Consider the following 22,162-nt stretch of genomic DNA (forward strand, 5'->3'; position numbering starts at 1 on the left):
GGTCGGAGGGGGCGGATCAGCCTGGGTCGACGACCTCGAGCGTGCCGTCGTCGCGCTGCCACAGGCTCGCCACGTGCAGCCGCCGCGTCCGGCCGACCTGGTCCCACGCGTGGTAGACGAGGCGGAGCGACTTCCGGTCGACGAACGCGCTCGCGCCACCGGGGCCGAGCCGTCCGGTCGACTCCGTCGCGAGGAGCGGCTCGCCGCGGTTCTGCCGGACGCACGGCCCTTGCGGGCCCGCGCAGATGGCGTAGCCGGTGGCGTAGTCCGCCCGCTCCCAGGAGTTGCCGGAGTAGAACAGGTAGGTCACCCCCCGGAACTGGACCATGCTCGGGTTCTCGATCGTGTCGCCCTCCCACGGCCGGTCGAGCGTGAGCAGCTCCCGGGTCTGCGAGCCCTCGGCGAAGGCGGTGCCGTCGGCGTTCAGCTGCCGGATGAAGAGCCCGGCCGGGCGCCGGTTGACGACGCCGGAGAACTTCCACAGCAGCCACGGCACGCCCTGGTCGTCGACGAACACATCGGGGTCGATCACGCCCAGCTGCGCCTCGCCGTAGCAGAGCGGCTCGCCGACCGGCCGGAAGGGCCCGGCCGGGGACGGGCCGCGGGTCAGGCCGATGCAGTTGTGCCGCTGGCCGCCGTGGGTGCCGGCCGGCGCGGCGTACGCCGCGGTCCAGCCGTCGCCCACCTTGTCGACCCCGGGCGCCCACAGGTCGCGCCCGCCGTCGCGGCTGCGCACCCAGCCCGCCACCTCGATCGGGTCGACCCGGCGCCCGGCGGCGTCGGTGAGCGGCGTCCAGGTCACGAGGTCACGCGAGGTGAGGACGGGCAGGCGCAGGTGGGAGGTGTTCGTGGCGTAGGCGTACCAGCGGCCGCGGTGCCGCACGACGTCCGGGTCCGCGAACACCCCGCGGTACGCCACGCCCGGCTGCCAGCGGGTGCTGGATCCGGCGACCCGCACCGCCTCGGGCCGGCGCTGCGCGGGCAGCTGCTGGGCCAGCCGCTCGGCCAGCTTCGCAAGGTCCTGCATCTCGCCGGCGAGGACGTCGCTGGGCAGCGTCGTGGGCAGCGCGCTCGGCTCCGGGATCAACGGTGCCTCCGAGGTCGCGGGCGCGGCCGCGGGAGCGTCGTGCTCGCCGCCGGCGCAGCCGGACAGCCCGAGGACCGCGACCATGGCCGCCGCCAGAGCTCGCATGAGCGTGCCTCCCTCCGCCCGCACACCCTAGGGGGTGGGTCGACGGTGCACGACTAGACTCTCGCGAGCCATGACTGAGCCCGTTGCGCGTCCCGCCCAGACCGTCGCCGAGGCCGAGGACGCCCTGCTGTCCCGGTGGCCGGAGACCCGGCTGGAGCCCTCGCTCGACCGGATCCGTGCGTTCACCGAGCTGCTGGGCGACCCGCAGCGCGCCTACCGGTCGATCCACCTCACCGGGACCAACGGCAAGACCTCCACCTCGCGGATGGTCGACGCGCTGCTGCGCGCCCTCGACCTGCGCACGGGGCGGTTCACCAGCCCGCACGTCGAGCGCATGGCCGAGCGGATCAGCATCGACGGCGAGCCCCTGGACGACGACGCCTTCGTCCGGGCGTTCAACGACGTCGCGCCGTACACCCACCTCGTCGACCAGGCCGAGGCGCACCCCCTCAGCTTCTTCGAGACCGTCGTCGGGATGGCGTACGCCGCCTTCGCCGACGCCCCGGTCGACGTGGCCGTCGTCGAGGTCGGGATGGGCGGCTCGTGGGACGCCACCAACGTGATCGACGCCGACGTCGCCGTCGTCACCCCGATCGCCGTCGACCACGCCCATTACCTCGGCGGCACCGCGGTCGAGATCGCGCGCGAGAAGGCTGGCATCATCAAGCCGGGCGCCGTGGCGGTGCTCGCCCAGCAGAGCGCCGACGTCGCGGTCGTCCTCCTCGAGCGCGCCGCCGAGGTCGGCGCCACCGTGGCCCGCGAGGGCCTCGAGTTCGGCGTGGTCGCCCGGGCGGCCGCCGTCGGCGGGCAGGTCGTCACCCTCCAGGGCCTGCGCGGACGGTACGACGACGTCTTCCTCCCGCTCTACGGCGCGCACCAGGCGCAGAACGCCGCGGCCGCGCTCGCCGCGGTGGAGGCCTTCGTGGGCGGCGAGGAGCCGCTCGGCGACGACGTCGTGCGCGGCGCGTTCGCGGAGATCACCTCACCCGGTCGGCTCGAGGTCGTCCGGCGCAGCCCCACGATCGTCCTGGACGCCGCCCACAACCCGCACGGCGCGGAGGCGACCGCGGCGGCGCTGGAGGACTCCTTCCAGTTCGACCCGCTCGTCGGCGTGATCGGCGTGATGGGCGACAAGGACGCCGAGGGCCTGCTGGCGGCGTTCGAGCCGAGCCTCGCCCACGTCGTGGTCACCCAGAACTCCACCGACCGGGCGCTGCCGGCCGACCGGCTCGCCGAGGTCGCCCGCGAGGTGTTCGGCGAGGACCGGGTCACCGTCGTACCGCTGCTGGCCGACGCCATCGACGCCGCGGCCGCGCTGGCGGAGGCCGAGGGCAGCGACGCGCTCAGCTCCGGCGCCGTCCTGGTCACCGGTTCCGTGGTGACCGTCGGCGAGGCCCGGGTGCTGCTCGGAGGGCGGAAGTGAGCGCCGCGCCGACGCCGGTCGACCCCGAGCGCGAGCGGTCGCCGCGCCGCGCGATGTGCGCCGCCGTGCTCTCCCTCGAGGCGATCGCGGTCGGGCTGTCGACGCCGGTGATGATCGGGGTCTCCGGGATCCGGGCCGGGGTCGCGCTGCCGGTCGGGCTCGGCCTGGCGCTGGCGTGCGTGCTGGTCGCGGGCATGCTGCGCCGCGAGTCGGCGTACGTCCTGGGGCACGCGCTGCAGGTCGGTGCCGTGGCCCTGGGGCTCCTCGCGCCCCTCATGTTCGTGGTCGCCGGGATCTTCGCCCTGCTCTGGGGTACCGCCTACGGCCTGGGCCGCAAGATCGAGCGCGAGCGGGCCGAGGCGTTCTCGGCGTACGACCGGCAGCGTGAACTCTGACCCCTGGTGACCGCTGGGTAGAGTGGCCGCGTGCCAGTGATCATCGACAAGCTCCTCCGCATCGGAGAGGGCAAGATCCTCCGCCAGCTCGAGGGCATCGCGAAGGCCGTCAACGCCATCGAGGACGACTTCAAGGCGATGTCCGACGCCGAGCTGCGGGGCATGACGGACGAGTTCCGCAAGCGCCTCGCCGACGGCGAGGACCTCGACGACATCATGCCCGAGGCGTTCGCGACGGTCCGCGAGGCCGCGCGCCGCGTGCTCGGCCAGCGCCACTTCGACGTGCAGATCATGGGCGGCGCGGCGCTGCACCTCGGCAACATCGCCGAGATGAAGACCGGTGAGGGCAAGACCCTCGTCTCGACGCTGCCGGCGTACCTCAACGCCCTCGAGGGCAAGGGCGTCCACGTCGTCACGGTCAACGACTACCTGGCGAAGTTCCAGTCCGAGATGATGGGCCGCGTCCACCACTTCCTCGGCCTGTCCGTCGGCGTGATCCTGCCGAGCATGCGGCCCGACGAGCGCCGCAAGGCCTACGCGTGCGACATCACCTACGGCACCAACAACGAGCTGGGCTTCGACTACCTGCGCGACAACATGGCGTCGTCGCTGGACGAGTGCGTGCAGCGGGGCCACAACTTCGCCATCGTGGACGAGGTCGACTCGATCCTCATCGACGAGGCGCGCACCCCGCTCATCATCAGCGGTCCGACCCAGGACGAGGTGAAGTGGTACGGCGAGTTCGCCAAGATCGCGCAGAAGCTCACCAAGGACGTCGACTACGAGGTCGACGAGAAGAAGCGCACGATCTCGGTCCTCGAGGAGGGCATCACCAAGGTCGAGGACCACCTCGGCATCGAGAACCTCTACGAGTCGGCCAACACTCCGCTCATCTCCTTCCTGCACAACTCCATCAAGGCCAAGGAGCTGTTCCGCAACGACAAGGAGTACGTCGTCATGGAGGGCGAGGTGCTCATCGTCGACGAGCACACCGGCCGCATGCTCGCGGGACGCCGCTACAACGACGGCCTCCACCAGGCCATCGAGGCCAAGGAGGGCGTGAAGGTCCGCGAGGAGTACCAGACCCTCGCCACCGTCACCCTGCAGAACTACTTCCGCCTCTACGACAAGCTCTCCGGCATGACCGGCACGGCGCTGACCGAGGCGTCCGAGTTCGACAAGATCTACAAGCTCGGCGTCGTCCCGATCCCGACGAACAAGCCGATGCTGCGCATCGACCAGCCCGACCTCGTGTACCGCACCGAGGAGGCGAAGTACAACGCCGTCGTCGAGGACATCGTCGAGCGGCACCAGAAGGGCCAGCCGGTCCTCGTCGGCACGGTGTCCGTCGAGAAGTCGGAGTACCTCCACCAGCAGCTCACCAAGCGCGGCATCCCGCACTCGGTCCTCAACGCCAAGGTCCACGCCGAGGAGGCGAAGATCGTCGCCCTCGCCGGTCACAAGGGCGCGGTCACCGTCGCGACCAACATGGCCGGCCGCGGCACCGACATCATGCTCGGCGGCTCGGTCGAGTTCCTCGCCGACGCCGAGCTGCGCAAGCAGGGCCTCGAGCCCTCCGGCGAGACCGCCGAGCAGTACGACGCCGCGTGGCCCGCGATGGTCGAGACGATCAAGAAGCAGGTCGAGGCCGAGCACGACGAGGTCAAGGCGCTGGGCGGCCTCTACGTCATCGGCACCGAGCGCCACGAGTCGCGTCGCATCGACAACCAGCTGCGCGGTCGCTCCGGCCGCCAGGGCGACCCCGGCGAGAGCCGCTTCTACCTGTCGCTGCAGGACGAGCTCATGCGGCTGTTCAAGTCCGACTGGGTCGACCGCGTCCTGCTGATGCTGAAGATCCCCGACGACGTCCCGATCGAGAACAAGCGGGTCACCAACGCCATCGCCAGCGCCCAGGGCCAGGTCGAGGCGCAGAACTTCGAGTCTCGCAAGAACGTCCTCAAGTACGACGACGTCATGGACCGCCAGCGCAAGGTGATCTACGGCGAGCGGCGCGAGGTGCTCGAGGGCGTCGACCTCGAGGAGCAGATCCGGACGTTCATCGACGACGTCGTGACCGGCTTCGTCAACGGCTCGCTCGACGAGTTCTCCGAGGAGTGGGACCTCGAGCAGCTGTGGACCGACCTCAAGCAGTTCTGGCCGGTGTCGATCTCCTGGAAGGACCTGGTCGAGGAGGCCGGCAGCCAGGCCGCTCTGGAGAAGGCGGACCTGATCGAGCGGCTGAAGGCGGACGCCCACGCGGCGTACGACCGTCGCGAGGAGGAGGTCGGCGAGGAGGTCGCCCGCGAGCTCGAGCGCCGCGTGCTCCTCTCGGTGCTCGACCGCAAGTGGCGCGAGCACCTCTACGAGATGGACTACCTGCGCGAGGGCATCTACCTGCGGGCGTACTCGCAGCGCGACCCCCTGGTCGAGTACCAGCGCGAGGGCTTCGACATGTTCGCCGCCATGATGGACGGCATCAAGGAGGAGACCGTCGGCTTCCTGTTCAACCTGGAGGTCCAGGTCGAGGAGGGGGACGAGGAGGTCCACTACCACGCCGACGGCTCACGGCACGCCGGCCCGATGCACGAGGGTGCGTTCGCCGAGCCGCCCACCGGCGTCGGCGTGGGTGCCGGTGGCGGGGTCGACCTGTCGTCGATCTCCTCCGAGCTCAAGGCCGCCGGCCACGCGCCGAAGGTGACCGCCAAGGGTCTCGACGCCCCGAAGCAGCCGCAGAACCTCACCTACACCGCCCCGGACGAGACCGGTCACGAGGAGGTCCGCGGCTCCGGCACGGTCTCCAACGCCGGTGACGAGTTCGCCGACGTCGGCCGCAACGCCCTGTGCCCCTGCGGCTCCGGCAAGAAGTACAAGCGCTGCCACGGCGCCCCCGGCGGAGCCTCCGGCTACACCACCCGCGTCAGCGGCTGACTCCCTCAGGGGTGTTGAGTCGTCACTTCTGACCCGTCGAGTCGTCGGTTCTGACCCGTTGAGCCGTCAGTCGGAATGCCCCGACTGACGGCTCAACGGTCAATTAGTGACGACTCGACGGGCATCTAGTGACGACTCGACGGGTCAGAAGTGACGACTCAACGGTCACTGGAGGGCCATGCGGGGCTCGCCGTTGAGGAGCCCGGTGCCGCTGCGGACGCAGGCGCCGCCGCGCGGCGTACCGCCGTTGTAGGCCTGGCGGACGCAGGAGCGGACGGCGAGCTGGCCCCAGTAGTTGGGGTGCAGCGACTCCTGGATGTAGTACGGCGAGTCGCCTGCCGTGCTCACGGTCCGGATCTGGTTGACCCACTCGGTGCGGTCGACGGCGCCGGTGCTGGTCCAGCTCGCGATGCCGACCTCCTCGTAGAGCCCGACCCCCGTCTCGCACAGCCGCCGGCCGTTGAGCGCACCCGACAGGTTGAGGACCCGGGCATTGGTGATGCCGGCCTGGCTGATGGCTCCGGTCACCGTGTTGTTGATGGTCGGCAGCGCCGTGTTGTTGGCCCAGTCGGCGTCGGCGTTCCAGAAGCCGCAGCCGCCGGTGCTCTGCCGCGTGTAGCCGCTCTGGCCGTAGCGGAACCCGGCGCCGCTCGGGATGGGCGAGGGATAGGTCTGCACCAGCATGGTCCACTGACTGTCGCCGTACCCGGCATTGCGCATGGCGGTGCGCACGTTCGCCAGGGCGGTGGCGATCCGGCCGCGAACGGCCGTCACGTTGCTGCTGGTGAAGTTACTGGTGACGCTGCTGTCGTCCTTGCAGTAGTCCTTCCACCACGAGGGCGAGAGCAAGAAGTCCTGCACGCACTGCTGCACGATGCCCGCGAAGTCGAAGTCGTTGCCGCCGATGGACACGGCGACCATCCGCACGTTGTTGGCGGTGGCGAAGGCCTGCAGCGCTCGCGCCTGTCCGACGCCCTCGGGACCGCTGTAGAAGTCGAGGCCGGGCTTGAAGTACTCCCCGGTGGAGGTGCCGGTCGTGGCGCCCGAGCAGGCCAGGTTGAGGCTGCGAACGCCGCCGCCGATGTGGATCTCCGCGCTGCGGGAGCGATGGCAGCGCGCAATCGTCTCGCCGGTCCCCGTGGCGTTGTCGTGGTACGCCGTCGGCCCGAGCGCGTCGGCGCGGGCGCTGCTGCTGTTGGAGGAGCCGGCCCAGCGACCGGCCTCCCCGGAGATGTAGGAGTCGCCGACCGAGACGATCCAGGGGGTACCGACCCCCGGGCCGTCGGCGCGTGCGGGAGAGGCGGTGAGTGGCGCGGCCAGCGCGGCGCCGACGACGGCCAGGACGGCCGCGAGGGTACGGATCATGGCCGCAACGTAGTGAGTCAGGTCACATCTGACCAGGCCTAGAGGTCAGGCGAAGTCCAGTGCGGTGCAGATCCAGCGCTGGTCGCGCCGCTCGAAGCGCGCCGCGACCGCCCGTGAGCGGTTCCCGTGGCGCACATGCACGCCGCACTCGACCACCACGTCGCTGATGAAGCAGGCGTGCACGCTCAGCACCCGGGGTCGCACCGACTGCACCCGCGCCAGTCCGGGCTGGTGACCACCGGCGCGGGCCACGAGGAGGGCGCGCCGGTGGAGGTCGGCGTACACATCAGGCGTGGTCCACCGGACCAGCTGGGAGACCGGTCGGTCGCCGCCGACGATCTCCACGGCGGCCTGCACGAAGCGGTGGGTCCACTCCTCGATGGCGTGGCGCAGGCGTTGGTCGACCGGGACCACGACGGCGCCGGGCCGCGACCGCGGCGGGCGCCGGGGGCGGACCGCGGGCGGTGAGCGCCGGGGGAGCAGGGCCAGGGCGAGGGTGCCCTGGGTGGGACTGACGGGCACGGTCACCCGGGCCCCGGCGAGCTCGGGAGGTACGGCGGCCATGGCTCCTCCTGCCGGTCGTGGATCATGCGGGCGGCAGCCGCAGCGACTGCCCGGGGTGGATGAGGTCGGGGTCGGGGCCGATCTCCGAGGCGTTGCGGGCGTGCATCCGGCGGCAGTACGCCGCCAGGTTGGCGTCCGACGCCCCCGGGCCCAGGGCGCGGGCTGCGATCGACCACAAGGTGTCTCCCGGCCGGACGACGACCGTGCCCGAGTGGTGGCCGGGAGGGTCAGGGGCACGGTGGGCGGAACGGTCGGCGGGGCGGTCGGCGGGGCGGTCGGCGGGGCGGTCGGCGGGGCGGTCGGCGGGGCGGTCGGGGAGAGGCAGGCCGTGCAGCACGGCGGTGTCCGCGAGGGACTCGGTGGCCACGGCGGGCACGGCTGGCACGTCGGGGCCCGCGGGAGCGGCGTACCCGGGAGTGGTGGTGGCGAGCACGGTGACGCCGCACGCGGCAAGGAGCAGGCGCCGCAACGGGCCCGTCGCACGGGGCCGGGCGGGCGCGCGCAGGACGCCCCAGGTCACGTCGGTCGCCGTCACCCAGAGCACCGCGGCGGCCGTCAGTGCGGCGCCGGCGCAGCACTGGACCAGGGCGTCCGCGAAGGTCGGTCCGGGAGCCGTCAGCAACGGGCGGGCGAGGGGTGCGGTGACGGTGCCGGCGACAGCAAGTAGTGCCGTCGCGGTCATCCAAAGCAGGCCTGCGCGCGTGCGCGCCCCGCGTGAAACGACGAGTTCCATCCCGAGAGAACCTTTGCGTTTGCGTGCATTTGGACCAGGATGAATCCGTTGACGGCAGTTGTCAACGATCGGGCCGAGATTGTGGGGGAGGGGCGTGCGAGGCTGGGACCATGGGCTGGGAGGAGGAGCTGTTCGCGCTCTTCGACGACCTCGAGGAGCAGGCAAGCGCCCTGTACGCCGCCGAGCGTGGCCCCGAGGTCGCCGACCGCAGCCGTGCCGAGTACCGGCAGGTGCTGCTGGCCGGTCGGCTGATGGCGACGGTCGGCCAGCGCGTCGTCCTCGGCGTGCTCGGCGTCGGCATGCTGTCCGGAACGATCGAGCGGGTCGCCGACGGCTGGCTGCTGCTCGGCGCCGGCGAGCACGACTGGGTCGTCGCGTTCGACGCGGTCGCCACGGTCGAGAACGCTTCACCGCGCTCGGTGCCACAGATCGCCTGGTCACCCCTGACCCGGCTCGGCCTGCCCTCAGCTCTGCGCCGCATCGCCGAGGCCGGCGAGCCGTGCCTGCTGCACCTGCGTGACGGCACCCGCTACGACGGCCTGCTGGGAAGGGTCGGGGCGGACTTCTGCGAGCTCGCCGTCGGTGAGGAGCGGCGGATCCTTCTGATCGCGTTCAGCGCGCTGGCGGCGGCGCAGTCACGCGCCTGAGAATCAGCGGAGCTGGCCGCCGAAGCCGACCGGAGGGCCGCCGATTGGTCACAGACCGCATCCGACGGCCCCAGAACGGCGTGGATTGGTCCCAAACCGCACAAGTACTGACGAGTCGTTCCGCTTCTCAGGTCGCATCGAAGTCGTACGGCGGCCGCTCGCCGGGCTCGAGCATCCGCACCGGGGCGGGCTCGTCGCGGCCGGTGTCGCGGATCGAGTCCTCGAGATCGTCGAGCTCGGCCATCGCCTCGGCGATGTGCTTGCGGACGATGGCGCGGGGGTCGAGGTCGGTGAGCTCTAGGTCGGCGTAGGCGGGGCCCAGCTCGGCGCGCAGCTCGTCGCGGGCGTTGGTGGCGAACTTGCGCAGCTCGCGGGCGAGCCGTCCGGCCTGCCGGGCGAGCTCGGGCAGCTTGTCGGGACCGAAGACGAGCACGGCGAGGAAGGCGATGACCACCAGCTCGCCGAATCCGATCCCGAACACTGGCCCGCCGCCCCTTCTCCGTCGTGTCCTGTCGTGGCCCGCGCGCCGTGCGGCGTGCCGGTCAGAACTTACTGGTCGGAGTGAGGCCGAGCTGCATGCCGGCCAGGCCGCGCCCGCGGCCGCCGAGCCGGTCGGCGATCGCCGCGAGGGCCTCCGCGGCGGGAGCGGTGGGGTCGGCGTCGACGATCGGCTTGCCGGCGTCGCCTCCCTCGCGCAGGGCGATGTCGAGCGGGATCTGGCCGAGCACGGGGACGTCGTACCCGAACCGCTCGGACAGGGTCGCGGCGACCCGGTCGCCGCCGCCGGCGCCGAAGACCTCCAGGCGGTGCTCCTTGCCCTCGGCGGCGCAGTGCGGGCAGGCGAGATAGCTCATGTTCTCGATGACGCCCACGACGCGCTGGTGCATCATCGACGCCATCGTCCCGGCGCGCTCGGCGACCTCGGCCGCAGCCTCCTGCGGGGTGGTCACGACGACGACCTCGGCGCCGGGCAGGTGCTGCCCGAGCGAGATGGCGATGTCACCCGTGCCCGGGGGCAGGTCGAGCAGCAGGACGTCGAGGTCGCCCCAGTACACGTCGGCGAGCATCTGCACGAGCGCCCGGTCGAGCATCGGTCCGCGCCAGGCGACGACCTGGTCGCGCCGCGGCTTGAGCATGCCGATCGAGATGACCGAGACGCCGGACGGCGTGGGGACGGGCATGATCAGGTCGTCGACCTGGGTCGGCCGGGCGTCGGCGACGCCGAGCATGGCGGGGATCGAGTGGCCGTAGATGTCGGCGTCGACGAGGCCGACCTTGCGACCGGCCTTCGCCAGCGCGAGCGCCAGGTTGACCGTCACCGACGACTTGCCGACGCCGCCCTTGCCGGAGGCGATCGCGAACACCTTCGTGAGGGAGCCGGGCTGGGCGAACGGGATCTCCCGCTGTGCCTGGCCGCCACGGAGCGTCTCGTGCAGGCCGGAGCGCTGCTCGGCGCTCATCACGCCGAGCTGGACATCGACCCCGGTCACGCCCGGGAGGGCGGTGACGGCGGCCGTGACGTCACGGGTGATGGTGTCCTTGAGCGGGCAGCCCGCCACGGTGAGCAGTGCCTTGACGGTGACGACGGACCCGCCGTCGCCCGGCGCGATGTCCACCGCGTCCACCATGCCGAGCTCGGTGATCGGGCGCTTGATCTCGGGGTCGTTGACCTTGCCGAGGGCGGCCATGACCTGCTCGACGGACGGGGACTGCTGCGAACTGCTCACAACCCCTGAGTCTAGGGACCGCCGGGTGACGGCTCGTCGGCGCCGTCGTCGTGAGACTGCGCACGCTCCTCGACCTGGGTCGCCCGCTCGTCGAGGTCGGAGAGCAGCGAGCGCAGCTCGGACCGCAGGAAGTCGCGGGTCGCGACCTCGCCGACCGCCATCCGCAGCGAGGCGACCTCGCGGGCGAGGAACTCCATGTCGGCGTGCGCGCGGGCGTCGGCCTGCCGGTCCTGCTCGGCGATCACCCGGTCCCGCGCCTCCTGCCGGTTCTGCGCGAGGAGGATCAGCGGGGCGGCGTACGACGCCTGCAGGCTCAGCATGAGCGTGAGGAAGATGAACGGGAAGCGGTCGAAGCGCAGGTCCGGGGGAGCCAGGGTGTTCCAGGCCATCCACGCCACGACGAACAGCGTCATGTAGATGAGGAAGGTCGCCGTCCCCATGAACCGAGCGAACTGCTCGGCGAACACCCCGAAGGTGTCGGAGTTGTACGCCGGCCGGCGGACCAGCTTGCGTCGCTCCTCGCGCGGGGTGTCGAGCCGCTCCCGGCGCGCCTCGCTCACGACGCGCCCTTCCCGCGCTCCCGCGCCCGCTCGCGCCAGTTGGCCGGGAGCATGTGGTCGAGCAGGTCGTCGACGGTGACGGCGCCGATCAGGCGCCGGTCCTCGTCGACCACGGGCGCCGCGACGAGGTTGTACGTCGCCAGGTGGGCGGCCACCTCGTCGATGCTCGCCTCCGGGCGCAGCCACTCCATCGAGTCGTCGAGCGCCCCCGCCACCAGCGTGGAGGGCGGCTCGCGGAGCAGGCGCTGGATGTGCGCGACGCCGAGCAGCTTGCCCGTCGGGGTCTCCAGCGGCGGACGGCACACGTAGACCAGGGCGGCGAGGGCGGGCGTCAGTTCCGGGTTGCGCACGTGCGCGAGCGCGTCGGCGATCGTCGCGTCGGGGCCGAGGATGACCGGCTCGGACGTCATCATCGCGCCGGCGGTGTTCTCGACGTAGCTCATCAGGCGCCGGACGTCCTCGGCCTCCTCGGGCTCCATCAGCTCGAGCAGGATCTCGGCGGTCTCGGGCGGCAGGTCGCGCACCAGGTCTGCGGCGTCGTCGGGCGACATCTCCTCGAGGACGTCGGCCGCGCGCTCGGAGTCGAGTCCCTTGAGGATCTCGACCTGGTCGTCCTCGGGCAGCTCCTCGAGGACGTCGGCGAGCCGCTCGTCGTCGAGCGCCAGCGCCACCGCCGTACGACGCTCCGGCGGGAGGTCGTGCAGGATGCTCGCCGCGTCGGCGGGCCGCATCTCGTTGAGCGCGGCGACCAGGTGGGTGGCGCCCTGGCGGTCGTCGGCGCGGGTGAGCCCCGTGACGTCGCGCCATTCGACCACGTGCGTCTGCCCACGGCGCCGGAAGCCCTTGGACGGCTCGCGCACGGCCACCCGGCTCAGGACCCAGTCGCGGGTGCGCGCGGGCTCCATCGCGACGTCGTAGACCGTGCCGGTGATGCCGCTGTCCTTGATGGTGACGGTGCGGTCGAGCATCTGCCCGATCACGAGGGTCTCGGTGGAGCGCTGCTCGAAGCGGCGCATGTTGAGCAGCCCGGTCGTGTAGACGTGAGCGCTGTCGATGTTGGTCACCCGGGTCATCGGCACGAAGATCCGGCGCCGGCCGAACACCTCGGCGACCATCCCGAGCACGCGCGGCTGGGTGCCCTCCGTGCGCAGGGTCACGACGAGGTCGCGGACCTTCCCGACCTGGTCGCCCTGAGGGTCGAAGATCGGGAGCCCGACGAGCCTGGCCGCGAACACGCGGGAGGAGGTGGTGCTCACGGGACGCAACGCTACCGGGCCGCGGCGCCGATCCCGGCGCGAGCCGCGCCCGCGCGAGCCGCACCCGCGCGAGCCGCGCCCGTGCGGACCGGGCTAGCGCATGAACGTCCGCGGGCACGACGCGCCCGCGCAGTCCCGGCTCTCGAGCCACAGGGCCCGCAGCTCCTGCCGCGCCTGCTTGTAGCGGGGGTCGCGGTAGAGGTTGTAGAGCTGGTAGGGGTCGTTCTTCGTGTAGTACATCTCCCCGCGCCCCTTCCGGCCGCGGACATAGGTCCACGGACCGACGATGACCCCGGTGTAGAGCGGGTCGAGGCCTCCCTTGACCGGCCATCCGGCGATGGGTACGACGCGTCGCGTGGCGTCGCTGTCGAGCCACGGCATGACGTCCACGCCGTCGGCGTCGCGGTCGAGGGTGGTGCCGGCGAGGGCGGCGAAGGTGGGCGCCCAGTCGGCGTTGGTGACCGGGGCCTCGGTGGTGGTGCCCGCGGGCAGGCCGGGACCGCGGATGTACATCGGGATCCCGATGGTGTCGCGGTAGTGCCACAGCTTGCCGTTGAGGTGGTGCTCCCCGACGGCGTAGCCGTTGTCGGAGGTCACGACGACGTAGGTGTCGTCGAGCTGCCCGGTGTCCTCGAGGGTCCGGACGGTGCGGGCGATCGCGCGGTCGACGGCCTGCAGCGACTCGACCCGCTGCTGGCGGACCTCGCGCAGCGCCGCGCGGCGCTCCTTCGAGCTCTTCTGCCGCGCGGAGCGCACGAGCGCCTTGTCGCTGGGGTCCTCCTCGAACATCTCCGGGGTGGTGTCGAGGTCGAGGTCCTCGAAGCTGTTGCGGTCGCGCTTGTCCGGCACGGTCGTCGAGATGCCCTCCGGATCGTCGTCCTCCACGGGGCTGCCGTGGTGGGGCGCGACGTAGTTGACCCACAGGTACCAGGGCCGCTCGGCGTTGGCGCCCTCGGCGTGGTCCGCGATCAGCGCGTTCGACTGGTCGCTGAGCAGGGTGGTGGAGTACTCGTCGTACTCCTCGATCTCGCCGTCCACGAGCAGCTGCGGGTGCTCGAAGTCGTAGGTCGCGAAGTCCACCGTGGGGCGCCACACGGTCCAGCCCGGCGGCTCGTGGTCGACCTCCTGGCGGGTGTAGCCGTTGAGGTACTTGCCGACCATCATCGTGTCGTAGCCGGCCTTCTGCAGGCTGCCCGGCAGGGTGTCCTCGTCGTCGAAGGCGGTGTAGCTGCCGCCCTCGCCGGCCACGGTCACCGCGCCGTGGTTGTTGGCGTACTGCCCGGTGAGCAGCGAGGCCCGTGCGGGCACGCAGATCGGTGTGGGCGCGAGCCCGTTGGCGATGGTGACGCCCTGGTCGGCGACGAGCTCCTGGAGGTGCGGCATGTACTCCATGTCCTTGAGGGCCGCGTCGTCCATCGTGATCATCAGCAGGTTGGGCTTGTCCGGCGAGGCCACGGGCGCGGGGGTCGCCTCGGGGCCGAGCACCGTGTCGGCCTTCGTCGGCGCCGCGACGTCCGCCTGCTCGCCCGGCGGCTGGTACTTCACGGCGGGCGGGCGCTCCGCCGATCCTCCGCCCCCACCGGAGCAGGCGGACAGCACGCTCGCGCTCAGGACGGCGGCGGTGGCGATCCGGAGGCGTCCGGGGCGAGTCACGAGTCGGTCTCCTTCGGGGTGGTGCTCGTGCTGGTTCTGTCCGCGGTCGCACGGCGGGCGACGTCGGCGGCGCAGCGGAAGCCGAGGTTCGACGCGGTGGAGTCCGGCGGCGCTGCCGATCGGGCGGCCACCCGGTACCGGTTGCAGTACGAGTCGTGGCACAGGAACGAGCCCCCGCGCATGACGCGGACCGTACCAGAGGCGGGGCCACGCGGATCGCGGCGCGGCCGCGCGCCGTACGCCGCGGGGTCGAACCAGTCGGAGCACCACTCCCAGACGTTGCCGACCATCTGGTGCAGGCCGTAGCCGTTGGCGTCGTACGCCGCGGCCGGCGCGGTCGTGGTCCAGCCGTCCTCGGCGGTGTTCGTCCCCGGGAAGGAGCCCTGGAAGATGTTGCAGCGCCACGTCCCCTCGGCCATCAGCTCGTCGCCCCACGGGTACCGGCAGCCGGTCAGACCGCCCCGGGCGGCGTACTCCCACTCGGCCTCCGTCGGCAGCCGTCGGCCGGCCCAGCGCGCGAAGGCGAGGGCGTCGTCGTGGGAGACGTGGACCACGGGGTGGTCGGCGCGGTCGGCGATGTCCGAGCGCGGGCCCTCCGGGTGCCGCCAGTCCGCCCCGCGCACGCCGACCCACCAGGGCGTGGCGGGGGAGCGGCCGAGCACGTCGCCGACGGTGGCGGCGACATCGGTGTGGAAGACGGCGGAGAACCCCTCGCGCTCGGCCGTCGTGCGGTGCCCGGTGGCCTCGACGAAGACCGCGAACGCGCGGTTGGTCACGCTGGTCGTGCCCAGGAGGAAGGCCGACAGCTCGACCTCGTGCACCGGGCCCTCGCCGTCGCCGGCGTAGCCGTCGCCGAAGTGGTCCCCGAGCAGGGCCCGGCCGGAGGGGATGGGGGCCAGCTCACCGAGGTCGAGGCCGCCAGCGGCGATGCCGGGAGCGGGCGCGGGAGCGGCCGGCGACGTCGCCGGCGCGGGGGCCGGGGCGGGGACGGCGACCGGGCCGGGAGCGGCGGGGACGCAACAGGGGCGCTGGGTGGGCATCGCCGACCAGTCTGCCCCAGCGCGCGAAGAGGTCCGCCCCGGCGGTGACGTCGATTACGATTCCCGACGTGGAGGAGCAGGAGCGTCCCGGCGCGCGCGCCGGCAAGCGGCAGGGCCCTGCCGTCTCCTCCCTCGACGTGGTGGTCACGGTCGTGGCCGTGGTCGTCGTGCTCGTCGGTCTCGGGGTCTCGCTCATCCTGCCGCCGGACGCCCCGGACGCTCCGGTGGCGCACGAAGGACGCCGTACGGCGTCGGCCGGTGCGAGCTCGGCCACGCCCGACGCCCTCCCGCCCACGCCGACCGAGACCGCCGGCGTCGTGGTCCCGCCGCTCGCGATGGAGGCCGAGCGCCAGTCCGCCCAGCTGGTCTGCGAGGCGCTGATCGGCACGACCCAGTTCACGGCGCTCTCCTACAACATCAAGTCCGCGCGGGCCGGCAGCCTCGAGCGGCTGCTCGGCGTCATGCAGCGCTCCAAGGCCGAGGTCCTCCTGCTGCAGGAGGTCGACAACCGCCGCCGCAGCACCGGCAGCGTCGACCAGGCGGCGTGGTTCGCCGAGAGGCTCGGCGGCTGGCACTCGGCGTTCGGTCACAACGTGACCTTCGGGGACGGCCTCTACGGCACGGCCGTGGTGTCGAAGTTCCCGATCCTGTCCTCGACCAACACCCGGCTGCCCAATATCGGCCGGGCGCAGCCGCGGGGCCTGCTGCACGTCGTGATCGACATCGCGGGCGTCGAGGTCAGCGTCTACAGCACCCACCTCGACAACACCTCGCCGAACATCCGCACCGCGCAGGCCAGCACGATCTCGCGCATGCTCGCCGCCGACCCCCGGCCCAAGATCCTGGGAGGCGACATGAACACCTGGCCCAGCTCCGGCCCCGGCCGGATCCTGACCTCGGGGCTCAGCGACAGCTTCGTGGTCGCCGGCTCCGGCGGCGGCGCGACGCACCCGGCGAACCGCCCGCGGGGGCGCATCGACTACCTGCTGTACGGCGGCCCGGACCTCACCGCGCTGAGCTCGGTGGTGATGCCCGAGGGCGGGTCCGACCACCTGCCGGTCCGCGCGGGCTTCGAGCTCGGCGGGATCAAGACCGAGAAGTGCAACGGCGAGCCAGCGGCCAAGACCAAGAAGTCCCGCACGTCCCAGAAGCCGGGCGGCTCCGGGGGTTCGAGTGGCGAGGGGGCCGAGGGCACGCCGGAGTGAGTCCGGCCGCCTCGGCCGCGTGACGAGGCCCACGCCGCGGCCGTCGACACCGCGCCCGGAAGCGGGTTTGGCCGTGCTGGGGCGGGTATAGTGCCCCGCGTCAAAGGGTCGAGAGCCGCCTGCGCCTCCGCGAGGAGCGCGCCCGTTCGGAGCCCGGATCGATGTCTCGGGTGAAGCGGGTAGGGAGCAGGACGTGGTGGATGTGTGGGGGACCCGGTCGGCAGCAGGACGGACGCGGACCGTCGCGGCGCTGGCCGCGCTGCTTCTCGCGGTGGGCCTGCTGGTCGCCGGCCAGGCGGGCGTGACCCGCGCCGACGCAGCGCCGGTCGCGGCCGAGGCCGAGAGCACGTCGACGCCGGCGGCCCGCAAGGGACCCGACCCCGCGTACGTCGTGACGCCGGGCGTCACGTTCAACCACCCGTTCAAGAAGCGCAAGCGCGGCGCGATCCACCGCAAGATCGTCAAGACGCTCAAGAACGTCGAGGCCGGCCAGACGATCCGGCTGATGACGTGGAACTTCGACTCGCCCTATCTCGCGCGCAAGTTCATCGCCGCCCACAAGCGCGGCGCGTCGGTGCAGATCATCATGGCCCGTGGGCTCGCGATGGCGCAGGGACCCGGTCGCTCGTACCCGGTCCTGCGCAACGCCCTGAAGAAGGGCAACGCCGACCGGCCCAAGGAGCTGCGCAGCTGGATCCGCACCTGCGCCGCGACCTGCCGCGGCAAGGGCGGCGCGATGCACTCCAAGCTCATGCTCGTGAGCAAGTCGGGCGCCACGAACTTCATCGTCATGCAGGGCTCCGGCAACTTCACCGGCTCCGCTGCCGTCAACCAGTTCAACGACTGGACCACCATCACCGAGAACCAGGCGGTCTACGACGGCTGGATGCAGATGTGGGCCCAGGCCCGGCGGGACAAGAGCTACCCGGCGCTGCGGTTCACGGTCGGCAACATCACCTCGATCTTCGCGCCGCACCGCGGCGAGGTCGACCCCGCGCTCAAGGTGCTCAACAAGGTCCAGTGCCAGGGAGCGACCAACACCGGCACGGGCCGCACGAAGCTCCGGATCGCCAACGCCGTCTGGGGCGACGAGCGCGGCGCCGTCATCGCCAACAAGGTCCGCCAGCTCCACAACGAGGGCTGCGACATCCAGGTCGTCTTCATGATGATGTCGGGCAAGATCCGCGGCATCCTGCGCGGTGTGCCGGCGAAGCAGATGGTCTACATCACCGGCGCGACGGCCAACAAGTTCAAGGACCGCTACGTCCACCTCAAGGGCATGACCGTCAAGGGCAACGTCGACGGCCGCCCCGACGGCAACATGGTCCTCTCCAGCAGCGAGAACTGGACGAAGCTCGGCTGGTCCTCCGACGAGCAGAACGTGATCTTCCAGGACGACGCGGCGCTGACCGACAAGTACATCAGCTGGATCGAGATGATCTACCGGATCGCTCCGCGCACCCTGGCCAACTACGTCAACTCGGCGGACCCCGACCCGACGGTCCGGGTCAAGCCGGGCGCGGAGTACCTCAGCCCGAAGGACTACCCCTTCCACGAGCTCGAGGCCGAGCTGTACTGACGAAGGACACCACCCGAGGCCCGGGTCGCTGCCGAGAGGCGGCGGCCCGGGCTTCGGGTCGATGAGGACCGAGGCAGGAGGACCATGGCGCAGCGGGTGGTGCTGCACATCGGCACGATGAAGTCGGGGACCAGCTTCCTCCAGAACGTGCTCGGCGAGAACAAGGCGCTGCTGGCCGAGCGCGGGGTGCTCTTCCCCGGGCGCCGCTGGCGTCGCCAGGTGCGCGCGGTCAAGGAGCTGATCGGCCACGGCGGGCCGGGTCAGCCGCCGATGCCGCCGAGCGGCATGTGGCAGCAGATGGTCGACGAGATCCGGTCCTGGCCCGGCACGGCCGTCGTCTCCATGGAGTACCTCGCGCCTCGCGACGAGAAGCAGATCCAGCGGATCCGCCGGACCTTCCCCGAGAGCCGCGTCGAGGCCGTCATCACCTGTCGCGACCTGGCCCGCAATGTCCCGGCCATGTGGCTGGAGTCGGTGCAGAACGGCGGCACCACGGCCTGGCCCGAGTACGTCGCCGCGCTCGCCGCCCGCAGCGCCCCGAGTGACGCCGCGGCGCGCTTCTGGCGGCACCAGGACGTCCCGGCGATCGCCGCACGCTGGGCGAAGCCCCTCGAGCGGCGCGCCCTCACGCTGGTCACCGTGCCGCCCCCCGGCGCGCCGGGGGACCTGCTGTGGCGGCGCTTCGCCGAGGTGCTCGCCATCAGCCCCGACGGGATCGACCTCGACGTGCGCAGCAACCCCAGCATCGACCTGCCCAGCGCGCTCGTGCTGCTGCAGCTCAACCGGCGGCTCCGCCCCGACGGCCGCGGGGAGCTGCCGCCGTACTACGACCGCCTCGTCAAGCACCAGCTGGCCAAGCGCGGCCTGTCGCTGCGCGCCGGCGGCGGCCAGCGCCTGGGGTACGACGACGCGTGGGTCCGCGCACGCGGCGAGGAGCAGGTGAGCCTGCTGCGCAAGGGCAAGCACCGCGTGGTCGGCGACCTCGAGGAGCTCCGCCCGCAGCCGGTCCCGGGTCTCCAGCCCGCCGACGTCCCCGCCGAGGACGTGCTGGGGGCCGCCATCGACGCGATCGAGATCGCGCTGGGCCGCTGGGGCAGGGCGGCGGGCCTGGTGGCGGAGGAGACCTCATGAGGTGGCGTGGCCGCCGCGACGACGCGACCGTCCCCGGTCCGCCGGCGACCGAGCCCGGCGCCCCCGCGGCGCGGCGCTCGGGGGACGGGCTGCCGCGGGTGGCCGCCATCACGATGAGCCGTGACAGCGGACCGGTGCTGCGCCGCTGGGTCGCGCACTACCAGCGCGAGCTGGGCGTCGAGGACGTCTTCGTCGTGGACGACCACAGCGTGGACGGCTCGACCGACGACCTGCCCTGCACGGTCCTGCGCCTGCCCTATCTGGACAAGTACTCCTTCGAGCCGTCCCGGATGGGCATCCTCAGCGGGCTGGCGAAGTCCCTCCTCTTCGCCTACGACGCGGTCCTGCTGGCCGACGCCGACGAGTTCGTCGTGGCGGACCCGGCGCGGCACGCCTCGCTGCGGCACTTCGCCGCGGCGCGTGCGGGCAGCGCGGTGTGCGGCGTCCTCGGCTACAACGTGATCCACCGGGTGGACGCCGAGCCTGCACTCGACTTCGACGCGCCGACGCTGCTCGGGCAGCGTGCCTTCGCCCGGTTCACCCCCCTCATGTGCAAGCCCGCCCTGAAGTGGGTGGACGCGGACTGGGCCCACGCCTCCCACGGCATCCGGCACCCGTTCGCTCCGGACCCCGAGCTGTTCATGTTCCACCTGAAGTTCGCCGACCTCGGTCAGCTGGAGCTGCTCGCGGAGCATCGGCACCAGGCGGCGGTCGGCGAGGGTCGTGCGGTGAAGTCGAGCTGGAGCCGGCCGACCGACGAGATCGTCGAGGCGCTGCGGACCGCCTCGGCCCAGGTCGCCGAGGCCGAGGCGGCCGGCGAGCTCGGGAGGTTCCGGCCGGGCCCGAAGCGGATCCAGTCCATCGTCCAGAACGAGGGCGACCTGTGGCGGGCAACCGGGGCGGGTCAGCACCTCGCGCTCGTCCGCCCGCCGTACGTCCGGATCCCCGACGAGCTCCGTGCGCTGGTCTGACAGGGTGGACCCGTGGGCATGACCGACCAGGGCGTCACCGTCGCCGGCACCGACGGGCTGGTGCTCTCCGGCGTGGAGGAGGACCGCGCGCTCGACGTGCTCTTCGACGAGCGCCGGATCTGGTCCTTCTGGTCGGTGCGCGACACGACCGCGTCGCCGTCCGGGCTCCCCGGCGAGCGCACCGTCGCCTGGCCCGAGCGGATGCTCCGCTTCCTCGACGGCCGGGCGCGGGTCACCGTGCGCGACCACGTCGCGGGAGCGGTCCTGCTCGACGCCGAGACCTCCTTCGGCACGGGCACCGAGCGGATCGCGTTCGTGAACAAGCAGGGGCTGCCCATCGCCCTCGACAAGTCGGGGCGCTTCCACCCGGAGTTCTCCGTGCGCAGCGGCGACCAGCTCGAGCCGCTGCTCGAGGCGATGCACCGCGTGATCGCCATCCTCGAGGAGGAGGGGATCGCCGCGTTCCCGGCGTACGGCACCCTGCTCGGCGCGGTCCGCGAGCAGGACTTCCTCGGCCACGACTCCGACGCCGATCTCGGCTACGTCTCGCGACACGGCTCGCCGGTCGACGTCGTCCGCGAGTCCTTCCGTCTGCAGCGGGCCCTGGCCCAGCGCGGCATGGCGACCTTCCGCTACAGCGGCGGCGCCTTCCGGATCGACGTCGAGGAGAGCGACGGCTCGGTCCGTGGTCTGGACCTGTTCGGCGGCTTCTTCGCCGGCGACGGGCGGCTGTACCTGATGGGCGAGGTCGGCGTGGACTTCCGGGAGGAGTGGATCCTCCCGCTGTCGACGGTCACCCTGGCGGGCCACGAGTTCCCGGCGCCCGCCGAGCCGGAGCGGCTCCTCGAGGCGATGTACGGCCCGCACTGGCGGGTTCCCGACCCGGCCTTCAAGTTCGAGACGGCAGCGGACGTCAAGGAGCGCCTCGACAACTGGTTCCGCGGGCTCTCGCCCTACCGCCGTGACTGGCAGGTGAACCGCGCGCACCGCAAGGCGCCCGTGGACGCCCCTCCCTCGTCCCTCGCCCTGCGGCTCGCCGCGGACATCGCGCCGGGCACCCACGTCCTCGACGTCGGTGCCGGCCGGGGCAGCGACGCGCTGCACCTGGCGCGCGAGGGCTTCCGGACCACGGCGTACGACTACGTCCCGCAGACGCTGCGCAAGGCCGAGCGCCGGGCGGCGCGCGAGGGCGCCCCCCTCGACGTCCGGATGATCAGCCTCACCCAGCTGCGCTCGGTGCTCGGCGAGGGCGCGCGGGTCGCGCGCCTGGACGGTCCGCGGGCCCTCCTCGCCCGCCACCTCCTCGACGCCACGACCGAGCGCGGACGCGAGGGCCTGGTCCGGTTCGCGTCGATGACGCTGCGCGGCGGCGGCCGGCTGTACGCGGAGTTCGCGACGGGGGAGGGGAGCGCCGGCGATGGTTTGTATCCTGTTCCACTCGACGGGGTCCTCGAGTCGATCGAGCGGTTCGGTGGCTCGGTCGTGTCGGCGGACGTCGAGCCCGGTGCCCCGGGTCACGCCGGCCGGGCCGCCGTGGTCGCCCGGTGGTGAGTGCAGTGAGGGATGAGATGAGCCCAAGGACCGAGAGTCGCTGGAACCTGTTCGCGACCGTGCGTGCCCAGCGTCTGCGGATCGAGGCGCTCGAGCGCGAGGTCGTCGAGCTGCAGCGGCACTACGTGCGGATGGCCGAGCTGGTCGACGTCGTCCAGGAGCTGCTCATCCCCGTCGCCCAGCGGGACGAGGCCCGGATCGCCGAGGCGATCGAGGCGTTCGACAAGAGTCTCTGAGCCCGC

20 protein-coding genes are annotated in these 22,162 nt (G+C 72.2%); 10 read left to right on the plus strand and 10 right to left on the minus strand.

The genetic code is table 11. From position 1 onward, the window contains the following. Positions 1–16: 16 nt before the first annotated feature. The gene (locus ACJ5H2_RS06260; protein WP_408898707.1) at positions 17–1,192 is read right to left on the minus strand and encodes a glycoside hydrolase family 43 protein; all 1,176 of its coding nucleotides are present in this window, start codon (positions 1,190–1,192) and stop codon (positions 17–19) included. A gap of 70 nt (positions 1,193–1,262) precedes the next feature. Here ACJ5H2_RS06260 and folC point away from each other — a divergent pair, with 70 nt between their 5' ends. From folC to secA, 3 genes are read left to right on the plus strand one after another with little or no spacing between them, the layout of a single operon-like run. Continuing rightward, positions 1,263–2,615, plus strand: a complete 1,353-nt coding sequence (gene folC / locus ACJ5H2_RS06265; protein WP_408898708.1) for a bifunctional tetrahydrofolate synthase/dihydrofolate synthase — start codon at positions 1,263–1,265, stop codon at positions 2,613–2,615. Beyond that, positions 2,612–3,010 carry a DUF4233 domain-containing protein gene (locus ACJ5H2_RS06270; protein WP_408898709.1) on the plus strand — a complete coding sequence of 133 codons (399 nt, stop codon included), beginning with the start codon at positions 2,612–2,614 and terminating at the stop codon, positions 3,008–3,010. Before folC ends, ACJ5H2_RS06270 begins: the two co-directional genes overlap by 4 nt. Positions 3,011–3,040: 30 nt before the next feature. Further along, on the plus strand, positions 3,041–5,938 hold the full coding sequence (gene secA, locus ACJ5H2_RS06275; protein WP_408898710.1) for a preprotein translocase subunit SecA: 2,898 nt from the start codon (positions 3,041–3,043) through the stop codon (positions 5,936–5,938). Positions 5,939–6,103: 165 nt separating this feature from the next. On the opposite strand, the gene ACJ5H2_RS06280 is transcribed toward secA, so the two are convergent. Genes ACJ5H2_RS06280 through ACJ5H2_RS06290 form a run of 3 tightly spaced genes read right to left on the minus strand, consistent with a single transcriptional unit; the run spans position 6,104 to position 8,549 of the window. Next, complete coding sequence (locus ACJ5H2_RS06280) at positions 6,104–7,303, minus strand: hypothetical protein (RefSeq protein WP_408898711.1); 1,200 nt, start codon at positions 7,301–7,303, stop codon at positions 6,104–6,106. A gap of 45 nt (positions 7,304–7,348) precedes the next feature. Continuing rightward, positions 7,349–7,867 (minus strand): Rv3235 family protein, encoded by a 519-nt coding sequence (locus ACJ5H2_RS06285; RefSeq protein WP_408898712.1) that lies wholly within the window; start codon positions 7,865–7,867, stop codon positions 7,349–7,351. 22 nt (positions 7,868–7,889) lie between these two features. Continuing rightward, positions 7,890–8,549 carry a LysM peptidoglycan-binding domain-containing protein gene (locus ACJ5H2_RS06290; protein ID WP_408898713.1) on the minus strand — a complete coding sequence of 220 codons (660 nt, stop codon included), beginning with the start codon at positions 8,547–8,549 and terminating at the stop codon, positions 7,890–7,892. A 161-nt stretch (positions 8,550–8,710) separates the two neighbouring features. On the opposite strand from ACJ5H2_RS06290, the gene ACJ5H2_RS06295 reads away from it, so the two are divergent. Beyond that, the gene (locus ACJ5H2_RS06295) at positions 8,711–9,247 is read left to right on the plus strand and encodes a hypothetical protein (RefSeq protein ID WP_408898714.1); all 537 of its coding nucleotides are present in this window, start codon (positions 8,711–8,713) and stop codon (positions 9,245–9,247) included. Between the two features lie 127 nt (positions 9,248–9,374). Here ACJ5H2_RS06295 and ACJ5H2_RS06300 read toward each other — a convergent pair whose 3' ends face one another. The 6 genes from ACJ5H2_RS06300 to ACJ5H2_RS06325 form a co-directional block, all read right to left on the minus strand. Continuing rightward, positions 9,375–9,728, minus strand: a complete 354-nt coding sequence (locus tag ACJ5H2_RS06300) for a sec-independent translocase (RefSeq protein WP_408898715.1) — start codon at positions 9,726–9,728, stop codon at positions 9,375–9,377. Positions 9,729–9,789: 61 nt separating this feature from the next. Next, positions 9,790–10,935, minus strand: a complete 1,146-nt coding sequence (locus tag ACJ5H2_RS06305; RefSeq protein WP_408899595.1) for an Mrp/NBP35 family ATP-binding protein — start codon at positions 10,933–10,935, stop codon at positions 9,790–9,792. A 50-nt stretch (positions 10,936–10,985) separates the two neighbouring features. Then, positions 10,986–11,534 (minus strand): DUF1003 domain-containing protein, encoded by a 549-nt coding sequence (locus ACJ5H2_RS06310; RefSeq protein ID WP_408898716.1) that lies wholly within the window; start codon positions 11,532–11,534, stop codon positions 10,986–10,988. After that, positions 11,531–12,790: a magnesium transporter MgtE N-terminal domain-containing protein gene (locus ACJ5H2_RS06315; RefSeq protein ID WP_408898717.1), complete on the minus strand. Its 1,260-nt coding sequence runs from the start codon at positions 12,788–12,790 to the stop codon at positions 11,531–11,533. Before ACJ5H2_RS06315 ends, ACJ5H2_RS06310 begins: the two co-directional genes overlap by 4 nt. A gap of 93 nt (positions 12,791–12,883) precedes the next feature. Continuing rightward, positions 12,884–14,443: a sulfatase gene (locus tag ACJ5H2_RS06320; RefSeq protein WP_408898718.1), complete on the minus strand. Its 1,560-nt coding sequence runs from the start codon at positions 14,441–14,443 to the stop codon at positions 12,884–12,886. After that, positions 14,440–15,483 carry a formylglycine-generating enzyme family protein gene (locus ACJ5H2_RS06325; protein ID WP_408898719.1) on the minus strand — a complete coding sequence of 348 codons (1,044 nt, stop codon included), beginning with the start codon at positions 15,481–15,483 and terminating at the stop codon, positions 14,440–14,442. Before ACJ5H2_RS06325 ends, ACJ5H2_RS06320 begins: the two co-directional genes overlap by 4 nt. A 68-nt stretch (positions 15,484–15,551) precedes the next feature. On the opposite strand from ACJ5H2_RS06325, the gene ACJ5H2_RS06330 reads away from it, so the two are divergent. The 6 genes from ACJ5H2_RS06330 (at position 15,552) to ACJ5H2_RS06355 (ending at position 22,156) form a co-directional block, all read left to right on the plus strand. Further along, positions 15,552–16,688 carry an endonuclease/exonuclease/phosphatase family protein gene (locus ACJ5H2_RS06330; protein ID WP_408898720.1) on the plus strand — a complete coding sequence of 379 codons (1,137 nt, stop codon included), beginning with the start codon at positions 15,552–15,554 and terminating at the stop codon, positions 16,686–16,688. Positions 16,689–16,881: 193 nt separating this feature from the next. After that, positions 16,882–18,267, plus strand: coding sequence for a phospholipase D-like domain-containing protein (locus tag ACJ5H2_RS06335; protein WP_408898721.1), 1,386 nt, complete (start codon positions 16,882–16,884; stop codon positions 18,265–18,267). Positions 18,268–18,351: 84 nt separating this feature from the next. Further along, positions 18,352–19,398 (plus strand): hypothetical protein, encoded by a 1,047-nt coding sequence (locus ACJ5H2_RS06340; protein WP_408898722.1) that lies wholly within the window; start codon positions 18,352–18,354, stop codon positions 19,396–19,398. Further along, on the plus strand, positions 19,395–20,369 hold the full coding sequence (locus tag ACJ5H2_RS06345) for a glycosyltransferase family 2 protein (RefSeq protein WP_408898723.1): 975 nt from the start codon (positions 19,395–19,397) through the stop codon (positions 20,367–20,369). The genes ACJ5H2_RS06340 and ACJ5H2_RS06345 overlap by 4 nt, the downstream gene beginning before the upstream one ends. A gap of 18 nt (positions 20,370–20,387) precedes the next feature. Beyond that, positions 20,388–21,920, plus strand: coding sequence for a methyltransferase domain-containing protein (locus ACJ5H2_RS06350; protein ID WP_408899596.1), 1,533 nt, complete (start codon positions 20,388–20,390; stop codon positions 21,918–21,920). Positions 21,921–21,937: 17 nt separating this feature from the next. Further along, on the plus strand, positions 21,938–22,156 hold the full coding sequence (locus ACJ5H2_RS06355) for a DUF6752 domain-containing protein (RefSeq protein WP_408898724.1): 219 nt from the start codon (positions 21,938–21,940) through the stop codon (positions 22,154–22,156). The last annotated feature ends 6 nt before the right edge of the window (positions 22,157–22,162 follow it).

The organism is Nocardioides pymetrozini (assembly GCF_046058985.1).
In the GTDB taxonomy this organism is placed as follows: Bacteria; Actinomycetota; Actinomycetes; order Propionibacteriales; family Nocardioidaceae; genus Nocardioides.